Source organism: Streptomyces sp. NPDC059994 (assembly GCF_042737755.1).
Lineage (GTDB): Bacteria > Actinomycetota > Actinomycetes > Streptomycetales > Streptomycetaceae > Streptomyces.
Genome location: NZ_JBHWUR010000015.1, coordinates 105,597 through 114,193, shown reverse-complemented (window position 1 = coordinate 114,193; position 8,597 = coordinate 105,597). Strand labels below are relative to the sequence as shown.

Genomic DNA, 8,597 nt, shown 5'->3' with positions numbered 1-8,597 from the left:
GGCTTCGCCCCAGACTCCATTGAGGGGCTTCGCCCCGGGCCCCGTGTGTGTCTGCGGGTCCGGTGGGGGCTGGTCGCGCAGTTCCCCGCGCCCCTTTTCGGCCCGGTGTTCGTCTGCGGGTTGTGTGTGGTTGCTCGCGCAGTTCCCCGCGCCCCTAAAGGCAGAACGGGGCCGGGCCGCACTTCAGCCTCTCCGGCGCCTGAGGAGCCCGGGGGCAGGGGGCAGGGAGCGAAGCTCCCGCCCTTCAGGGGCGCGGGGAACTGCGCGACCAGCCCCCACCGGACCCGCAGACACACACGGGGCCCGGGGCGAAGCCCCTCAATGGAGTCTGGGGCGAAGCCCCGCAATGGGGGCTGGGGGCGCAGGTCCCGGCAAGCACGCCTCAACCCCCACCCGGCCGCCCGCCGGAGGGCTTCAGGTGACGGGCGGGGTGGGGGACAGAACCTCCGCTGCCGCCCGGCCGCACACCCTCGCCGCCCCACGCGTAGCAACATGCACCGCACCCCGCGCCACAGCCTGCGGCACCCCCATCTCGATCACCGCCGTGTCGGGGCGCGCCGCCAGCAGCGCGTCCAGGGCCGAGGACATCCACGGGTGGCGGTGCTCGTCGCGGATCACCGCCACGATCCGGCGCCCCCCGGCCGCGGCCAGCACCGAAGCAGGGTCCGCGGACGGCCCGTACGTTCCCGTCGTCGTCCCGGGCAGCCGCGCCGCCAGTTCCGCCGCCACCCCCCACGGCGTCTCGTCCCCGACCGCGATGTTCGCGACGGGGGTGAACGCCGCCACGTAGGGGGGTGCGGACAAGGGGACCACGGTCCCCGTCACCCGCAGGGCGCGTCGCGCCGCCACCAGGCCGATGTCGGTGCCGGGCGCGGTCCCCTCCTGCTCCACGCCCGGCACCGCCACGTTCCCCCTGGCCTGCCGCGTCCAGGACGCGAGGGCGCGTACCCGGGCCGCCGCGTCGGCGAGCCGCGACTCGGGCAGTTCGCCCGCCCGTACCGCCGCGACCAGCGCGTCCCGCAGCCGCAGCACGGTGTCCTCGTCCGCCAGGCCGCCGCCGACGCACAGCGCGTCGGCCCCGGCCGCGATCGCGAGGACCGAGCCGCGCTCGATCCCGTACGTCGAGGCGATGGCCTGCATCTCCACGGCGTCGGTGACGATCAGCCCGTCGTAGCCGAGTTCCTCGCGGAGCAGTCCGGTCAGGACACGCGGGCTCAGCGTCGCCGGGCGGACCGGGTCGAGCGCGGGGAGAAGGATGTGCGCGCTCATGACCGACTTGGAGCCCGCGGCGATCGCGGCGCGGAACGGCACCAGTTCACGGGCGTGGAGCGTGCCGAGGTCCACGTCGATGCGCGGGAGCGCGTGGTGCGAGTCGACCGCCGTGTCGCCGTGGCCCGGGAAGTGCTTGGTGCAGGCGGCGACTCCGGCGGACTGCAGCCCCTCGATGTACGCGGCGGTGTGCCGCGCCACGAGGTACGGGTCGGCGCCGAAGGACCGTACTCCGATGACCGGGTTGTCCGGGTTCGAGTTCACGTCTGCGGACGGGGCCCAGTTCAGGTCCACCCCGCAGGCCGCCAGTCTGCGGCCCAGCTCGTGGGCCACCGCGCGGGTCAGGTCCGTGTCGTCCACCGAACCCAGCGCCAGGTTGCCGGGGAACGACGAGCCCGTACGGACCTCCAGGCGGGTGACGTCCCCGCCCTCCTCGTCGATGGCCACCAGGACGTCGTCCCGCTCGGACCGCAACTGGGCTGTCAGGGCCGCAAGTTGGGCGGCCGTGGCGATGTTGCGGCCGAACAGGCCCACCGAGGTGAGGCCTTCGCCGATCCGGCGCAGCAGCCAGTCGGGGGCGGTGGTGCCGACGAAACCGGGCTGCAGAACGGTCAGGGCGTCGCGCGTGAGTGTGTCTGTGCTGCGTGCGATCGTCGTCATGGGCGGCGTTATCCCTTCACTGCGCCGGCCGTCAGACCCGCGGCCATCTTGCGCTGGACGAGGAGGAACAGAGCCACGATGGGGACGGCCATCATGGTGGAGCCGGCCATCATGGGGGCGAACTCGGTGCCGTGCTGGGTGGTGAAGTTGGACAGCCAGACGGTGGCGGTCTGGTGGTTCTGGCTCATCAGCATGAGGGCGTAGAGGTATTCGTTCCACGCCTGGATGAAGCCGTAAACCGAGGTGGCCACCATGCCCGGGGCCAGCAGCGGGAAGACCACGCGGATGAACGCGCCGGTGCGGCTGCACCCGTCGACCATCGCCGCCTCCTCCAGCTCCTTGGGGACGTTGACGATGAAGCCGCGCAGCGTCCAGACCGTGAAGGGGAGGATGAAGGTGAGGTAGGTGAGGACCAGGCCGGACAGCTTGTCGTACTGGCCGAGGTCGTTGAGGAGCAGGAAGACCGGGATGATCATCGCGACCAGCGGGACCATCTGGACCGCCAGGATGCCGACGATCACGATCTTGCGGCCGCGGAAGGCGAACCGCGAGATGGCGAGCGCCGCGAGCAGGCCGACCGCGATACCGATCACCACGACGACGACGGAGACGATCAGCGAGCGGCCGATCGCTCCCCAGAAGTCACCGATGTCCAGCGCCCGGCGGAAGTTCTCCAGGGTGAGGGACCGGGGGAAGAAGTGCGGGCTCGGGTCGATCGCGTCCTTGGCGGGCTTGAGCGCCGTGTTGAGCATCCAGTAGACCGGGAAGCCCGCGGTGGCGAAGACCAGCAGGCCGAGGAGGTTCCAGCCGAGCTTGGACTTCTTGCGGCGGGGGCGCGCGAGCACCGGGTTCGAGGCAGCCATGTCCACGCCCTCTTTTCCGTTCGCCACGCTCACTCGACGTCCCCGATCTTCAGCATCTGGCGCATGTACACGGCGATCACACCGAGCAGCAGGAGCACGGTGAGCAGCGCGATCGCGGAGCCCTGCGAGTAGTCGTTGACCACGAACGCCTTGTCGTACGAGTACGTGGTGAGGAGCTGGAACTCGGGCTCGGGGTGGTTGCCGCGCATCACGAAGACCTGCGGGAAGACGCCCATGTCCCAGATGACCGAGAGGGTCGCCAGCATCACGACGATGGGCTTGAGGATCGGCATGGTGACGTGGCGGAAGACGCCCCAGGAGCCGGCGCCGTCGAGCCGGGCGGCCTCTTCGAGCTCCTTGGGGACCTGGGTGAGGCCCGCGCTCAACGTGATGACGACGAACGGCACCGCGCCCCAGACCACGAGCAGCATGATGACGGCGAGGCCCTGGGTGCCGCTGGCGAACCAGTTGTGGCCGATCATGTCGACCCCCGGCAACTGGCTGAGCAGCCAGTTCAGTACGCCGAAGTCACTGTCGAACATCCACTTGAAGATGGTGATGGCGACGACGATCGGCATGCCCCAGCTCGCCACCAGCGCGATGTTGACCAGGGTCTTCACCCAGCCGGAGACCCGCTGGAGCAGCAGGGCGATCAGCATGCCGAGCACCATGGTCAGCACGACCGCGGTGAAGGCGAACAGGACCGTACGGACGACGACGGCCCAGAACTCGCTGTCGCTCAGGACGTTGGTGAAGTTGTCGAAGCCGACCGACTCGGGGTCCTTGAAACCCCACAGCTCCGGCTGGCCGAACTTCTGGAAGGACAGGGTGACCAGGCGTACCAGCGGATAGCCCAGTACGAAGGCGAGCGCCAGCAGGCAGGGGGCGAGCAGCGCCCAGGGCACCGCCGCCTGTCCCGCACTGCGCTTTCTGCCCGGCCCCTTCGGGGGCTTCCCGGATCCCCCACCCGGTAGTGGGTCGCGCCGCGCCGGCGGCACCTTGGCGGTGGTTGTCTCTGCGGCACTCATCGCGCGCTCCTAGCGGTCCCTCTCCGGTACTGGCCGGGCGAGGGCCCCGTCGCTGTCCGACGGGACCCTCGCCCACAGGTCACTTGGTGTTGATGACCTTGTCGATCGCGGCGTCCGCGTCCTTCGCGGCCTGCTCGACCGACTTCTTGCCGGTGCCGATGGCCTGCAGCATGTCCTGGAGGACCTTGGCCTTCTCGACCTGGCCCCAGCCCGGGGCCATGGGCACGAACCAGCTGGACTCGGCCGCGGTGGCCGGGACGGCCGTCTTCGGGTCCGACTTCAGCGGAGCGAGGTCCGTCTTGTTGTTGGGCAGGTTCTGCTTGGCGATCAGGCCCTTCTGGCCCTGGGTGCCGGTGAACACGTTGATCCACTCGGCGGCGAGCGCCTGCGCCTTGGACTTGACCGGGACGGCCAGGTCGGAGCCGCCGAGGAAGACCGGCATGGCCTTGCCGGACGGGCCGGGCATCACGAAGTTCTCGATCTTGTCGGCGAGCTTGCCGACCTTGTCGTTCTCCGGGGTGGCGGCGGTGCCGCCCTCCCAGCCCGCACCGAAGATCAGCGCGGACTTGCCCTGGCCGTAGACGATCGGACGGTCGGACTCGTCCTTGGTCTTGTCGCCGTGCATGTACTTGCCGAGGATGTTCTTGTACTCGTTGAGGCCCTTGAGGGACTCCGGCGAGGACAGGTTCGCCGTGAACTTGCCGCCGTCCTCCTTGGCGATGGAGCCGCCGGCGTCGTACACGTACGACATGGCCGCGTACCAGTCACGGGACGGCTGGTACCAGGCGCTGAACTTGTCGCCCTTCTTCTCCTGGATCCTGTCCAGGCCGGCGGTCAGCTCGGTGTACGTCTTCGGCGCGGCGCTCACGCCCGCGTCGGCGGCGATGTCCTTGCGCCAGGTCGCCACGCGGCCACCGGCGTAGTAGGGGACGCCGTAGGTCTTGCCGCCGTACGAGACCGAGGCCTTGAGGCCGTCGAGCCAGGCGGAGGAGTTGTCGAACTTCGACGGGTCGATCTCGGCGAAGGCGCCCTTGACCGAGTAGGCGAGCATCTCGGTGTTGCCCATCTCGACCACGTCGGGCGCCTTGTCGGTGGCGAGCACGGCGTCGAGCTTGGCGTTCTTGTCGGGCCAGCCGTAGTACTCGTGGCTGATCTTCAGGCCCGGGTGCTTGGCGACGATCGCGTCGTCCGCGGCCTTGACCAGGTCCGGCCAGTTCTTCTGGGCGTCGACCGTCAGCCAGACCGTCAGCTGCTTGGCGTCGCCGCCCTTCGCCCCGTCGTCCTTCTTGTCGTCGGAGCCACACGCCGCGATGCTGACCAACATGCCCGCGACGCCGATCGCCGCGATGAGCTTGAGCTTCACGCCACCCTCCTCAGGGATGCTGCAACCCCCCGCCCACCGCGAAGACATACGACGTGTACTGCCTGTGGGGCTGGGACCTGGTCTTTAATGGTTTAGACCAGTACCGGGAGCTTGGCCTAGACCTTTAGGGGTGTCAAGGGTGTATAAGAAGGGCTGTCGCGTCCGTTATCGGACCGACACCTGAGGGAGGGCGACGACCCGTGACCGGTCCGTGCCACCATGTGAGCCGCGACAGACGGAGGAGCCGGTGACGGCAGCAGCACAGCACTCGGGAAGGCGGGCCATGGCCACCGACGGGAGCGGCACGGAGACAGAGGCGGGCGCCGGCGCCCGTACCGCTCGCGTGCCCAAGTACTACCGCCTCAAGAAGCATCTCCTCGACATGACGGAGACCCTTCCGCCGGGCACCCCGGTGCCGCCCGAGCGCACCCTGGCCGCCGAGTTCGACACCTCCCGCACCACCGTGCGCCAGGCCCTCCAGGAACTGGTGGTCGAGGGGCGTCTGGAGCGCATCCAGGGCAAGGGCACGTTCGTCGCCAAGCCCAAGGTCTCCCAGGCGCTGCAACTCACCTCGTACACCGAGGACATGCGCGCCCAGGGTCTGGAGCCGACCTCTCAGCTCCTGGACATCGGCTATGTCACCGCCGACGACACGCTGGCGGGACTGCTCGACATCACGGCGGGCGGCAGGGTGCTGCGCATCGAGCGGCTGCGGCTGGCCAGTGGCGAGCCGATGGCGATCGAGACGACCCACCTGTCGGCCAAGCGCTTCCCCGCGCTGCGCCGCTCGCTCGTCAAGTACACCTCTCTCTACACCGCCCTCGCGGAGGTGTACGGGGTGCGGCTCGCCGAGGCCGAGGAGACGATCGAGACGTCCCTGGCCACCCCGCGCGAGGCCGGACTGCTCGGCACGGACGTGGGCCTGCCGATGCTGATGCTCTCCCGCCACTCCCTGGACGGCGACGGCGAACCGGTGGAGTGGGTGCGCTCGGTGTACCGGGGCGACCGGTACAAGTTCGTGGCGAGGCTGAAGCGGCCGACGGACTGACACGGCCCGAACCCGCGACGGCTGGGGGTCCGGGGGTCATCCCCCGGGACAGCACAGCGTGGCAAGGCTGAAGCGGCCGACCGACCGACACGGCCCGAACCCGCGACGGCTGGGGGCCCGGGGGTCATCCCCCGGGACAGCACAGCGTGGCAAGGCTGAAGCGGCCGACCGACTGACACGGCCCGAACCCGCGACGGCTGGGGGCCCGGGGGTCATCCCCCGGGACACCACAGCGTGGCGAGGCTGAAGCGGCCGACGGACTGACACGGCCCGAACCCGCGACGGCTGGGGGTCCGGGGGTCATCCCCCGGGACAGCACAGCGTGGCGAGGCTGAAGCGGCCGACCGACTGAAAGAGGCCGCTTACTCAACCCTCACGTCCGGTATCCGGTACGGGGGTTCCGTGGCGGGATTCCGTCCCCTAGATTTCGTGCGCATTACAACAGGTGAGCACAGCGAGGGGACGGAGCCACCATGCCGGAATCAACACAAGTGCGGAGACCGGTGATCACGCCTGTGCGCGTGGTCATCGCCCTCTGCCTGATCGCGCCCTTCGTGGCGATGCTCTGGGTCGGCTCGTACGCGAAGGCCGATCCGGCACTCGCCGGGATCCCGTTCTTCTACTGGTACCAGATGCTGTGGGTGGTCATATCGACCGCGCTCACGATGCTCGCGTACAAGCTGTGGCAGCACGACCAGCAGGGCCGCAAGGCGGGTGAGGGCAAGTGACTCTCGCAGCCAACGACGGTGTGAACGGCGTCGCGCTCGGCGTCTTCATCTTCTTCTTCCTGGCCGTCACGGTCATCGGCTTCATGGCCGCCCGCTGGCGCCGCGCCGAGAACGAGCAGAGCCTCGACGAATGGGGGCTCGGCGGCCGCTCGTTCGGCACCTGGGTCACCTGGTTCCTGCTCGGCGGCGACCTCTACACGGCGTACACGTTCGTCGCGGTTCCGGCGGCGGTGTACGCGGCGGGCGCGGCCGGGTTCTTCGCGGTGCCGTACACGATCCTCGTCTATCCGCTGATCTTCACGTTCCTGCCCCGGCTCTGGTCGGTCTCGCACAAGCACGGCTATGTGACGACATCGGACTTCGTACGCGGCCGGTTCGGCTCCAAGGGCCTCTCGCTCGCGGTCGCGGTCACCGGCATCCTCGCCACGATGCCCTACATCGCGCTCCAGCTGGTCGGCATCCAGGCGGTGCTCGACGTGATGGGCATCGGCGGGTCCGGCAACTGGTTCCTGAAGGACCTGCCGCTGCTGATCGCGTTCGCGGTGCTCGCCGCGTACACCTACTCCTCGGGCCTGCGCGCGCCCGCGCTGATCGCGTTCGTGAAGGACGGCCTGATCTACCTCGTCATCCTGGTGGCGATCATCTACATCCCGATCAAGCTCGGCGGCTTCGACGACATCTTCGCGGCGGCCCGGCACAAGTTCGAGACGCCCAACGCGGCCGGGAAGCCCACGGGTGCGCTGGTGCCCCCCGAGGCCGGGCAGTGGACGTACGCCACACTCGCCCTCGGCTCGGCGCTGGCGCTCTTCATGTACCCGCACTCGATCACGGCGACCCTCTCCTCCCGCAGCCGCAACGTCATCCGCCGCAACACCACCATCCTGCCGCTGTACTCGCTGATGCTGGGCCTGCTCGCGCTGCTCGGCTTCATGGCGATCGCGGCCGGGGTCAAGGTCAAGAACGGCCAGCTGGCGATCCCGCAGCTCTTCGAGGACATGTTCCCGGACTGGTTCGCGGGCGTGGCGTTCGCCGCCATCGGCATCGGCGCGCTCGTCCCGGCGGCGATCATGTCGATCGCGGCCGCGAACCTCTTCACCCGCAACATCTACAAGGACTTCCTCAAGCCGGACGCCACGCCGGAGCAGGAGACCAAGGTCTCCAAGCTGGTCTCGCTCCTGGTGAAGGTGGGCGCGCTGGTCTTCGTCCTGACCATGGACAAGACGGTCGCGATCAACTTCCAGCTGCTCGGCGGCATCTGGATCCTGCAGACCTTCCCGGCCCTGGTGGGCGGTCTGTTCACCCGCTGGTTCCACCGCTGGGCGCTGCTGGCGGGCTGGGCGGTGGGCATGGCGTACGGCACGCTCGCCGCGTACGGGGTCGCCTCGCCCACCCAGAAGCACTTCGGCGGCAGCTCCAAGAACATCCCCGGCATCGGTGAGATCGGCTACATCGGCCTCACCGCGTTCCTCCTGAACGTCGCCGTCACCGTCGTCCTCACGGTGGCCCTGCGGGCCCTGAAGGCCCCCGACGGCGTCGACGAGACCTCCCCGGAGGACTACACGGCGGACGCGGGCGACCCGGGCGTACAGACGGAACTCCCGGCCGCGACACACTGACACGAGCCGCAGGAAAACGGGC

Annotated in this window: 7 protein-coding genes; 3 read left to right on the top strand and 4 right to left on the bottom strand. The window is 69.4% G+C overall.

Annotated features, from left to right (window positions below; translation table 11 throughout):
* Window positions 1-414: 414 nt before the first annotated feature.
* From ACFWA7_RS11405 to ACFWA7_RS11390, 4 genes are all read right to left on the bottom strand, one after another.
* Window positions 415-1,929: a glycoside hydrolase family 3 protein gene (locus ACFWA7_RS11405; RefSeq protein ID WP_385822453.1), complete on the bottom strand. Its 1,515-nt coding sequence runs from the start codon at window positions 1,927-1,929 to the stop codon at window positions 415-417.
* A gap of 8 nt (window positions 1,930-1,937) precedes the next feature.
* Complete coding sequence (locus tag ACFWA7_RS11400) at window positions 1,938-2,792, bottom strand: carbohydrate ABC transporter permease (RefSeq protein ID WP_385534113.1); 855 nt, start codon at window positions 2,790-2,792, stop codon at window positions 1,938-1,940.
* 29 nt (window positions 2,793-2,821) lie between these two features.
* Window positions 2,822-3,820 (bottom strand): carbohydrate ABC transporter permease, encoded by a 999-nt coding sequence (locus ACFWA7_RS11395; RefSeq protein ID WP_385534110.1) that lies wholly within the window; start codon window positions 3,818-3,820, stop codon window positions 2,822-2,824.
* A 79-nt stretch (window positions 3,821-3,899) separates the two neighbouring features.
* Window positions 3,900-5,183, bottom strand: coding sequence for an extracellular solute-binding protein (locus ACFWA7_RS11390; protein ID WP_385822451.1), 1,284 nt, complete (start codon window positions 5,181-5,183; stop codon window positions 3,900-3,902).
* A 283-nt stretch (window positions 5,184-5,466) separates the two neighbouring features.
* On the opposite strand from ACFWA7_RS11390, the gene ACFWA7_RS11385 reads away from it, so the two are divergent.
* From ACFWA7_RS11385 to mctP, 3 genes are all read left to right on the top strand, one after another.
* Window positions 5,467-6,231, top strand: a complete 765-nt coding sequence (locus ACFWA7_RS11385; protein WP_385534251.1) for a GntR family transcriptional regulator — start codon at window positions 5,467-5,469, stop codon at window positions 6,229-6,231.
* Between the two features lie 473 nt (window positions 6,232-6,704).
* Complete coding sequence (locus tag ACFWA7_RS11380; RefSeq protein WP_385534105.1) at window positions 6,705-6,959, top strand: DUF3311 domain-containing protein; 255 nt, start codon at window positions 6,705-6,707, stop codon at window positions 6,957-6,959.
* Entirely contained in the window at window positions 6,956-8,575 is a 1,620-nt protein-coding gene (gene mctP, locus ACFWA7_RS11375; RefSeq protein ID WP_385534102.1) for a monocarboxylate uptake permease MctP, read from the top strand. Before ACFWA7_RS11380 ends, mctP begins: the two co-directional genes overlap by 4 nt.
* The last annotated feature ends 22 nt before the right edge of the window (window positions 8,576-8,597 follow it).

Coding starts and splice junctions, on each gene's coding strand:
- ACFWA7_RS11385 (WP_385534251.1), top strand. CDS start 5,467: ATGGCCACCGACGGGAGCGGCACGGAGACAGAGGCGGGCGCCGGCGCC.
- ACFWA7_RS11395 (WP_385534110.1), bottom strand. CDS start 3,820: ATGAGTGCCGCAGAGACAACCACCGCCAAGGTGCCGCCGGCGCGGCGC.
- ACFWA7_RS11380 (WP_385534105.1), top strand. CDS start 6,705: ATGCCGGAATCAACACAAGTGCGGAGACCGGTGATCACGCCTGTGCGC.
- ACFWA7_RS11405 (WP_385822453.1), bottom strand. CDS start 1,929: ATGACGACGATCGCACGCAGCACAGACACACTCACGCGCGACGCCCTG.
- ACFWA7_RS11400 (WP_385534113.1), bottom strand. CDS start 2,792: ATGGCTGCCTCGAACCCGGTGCTCGCGCGCCCCCGCCGCAAGAAGTCC.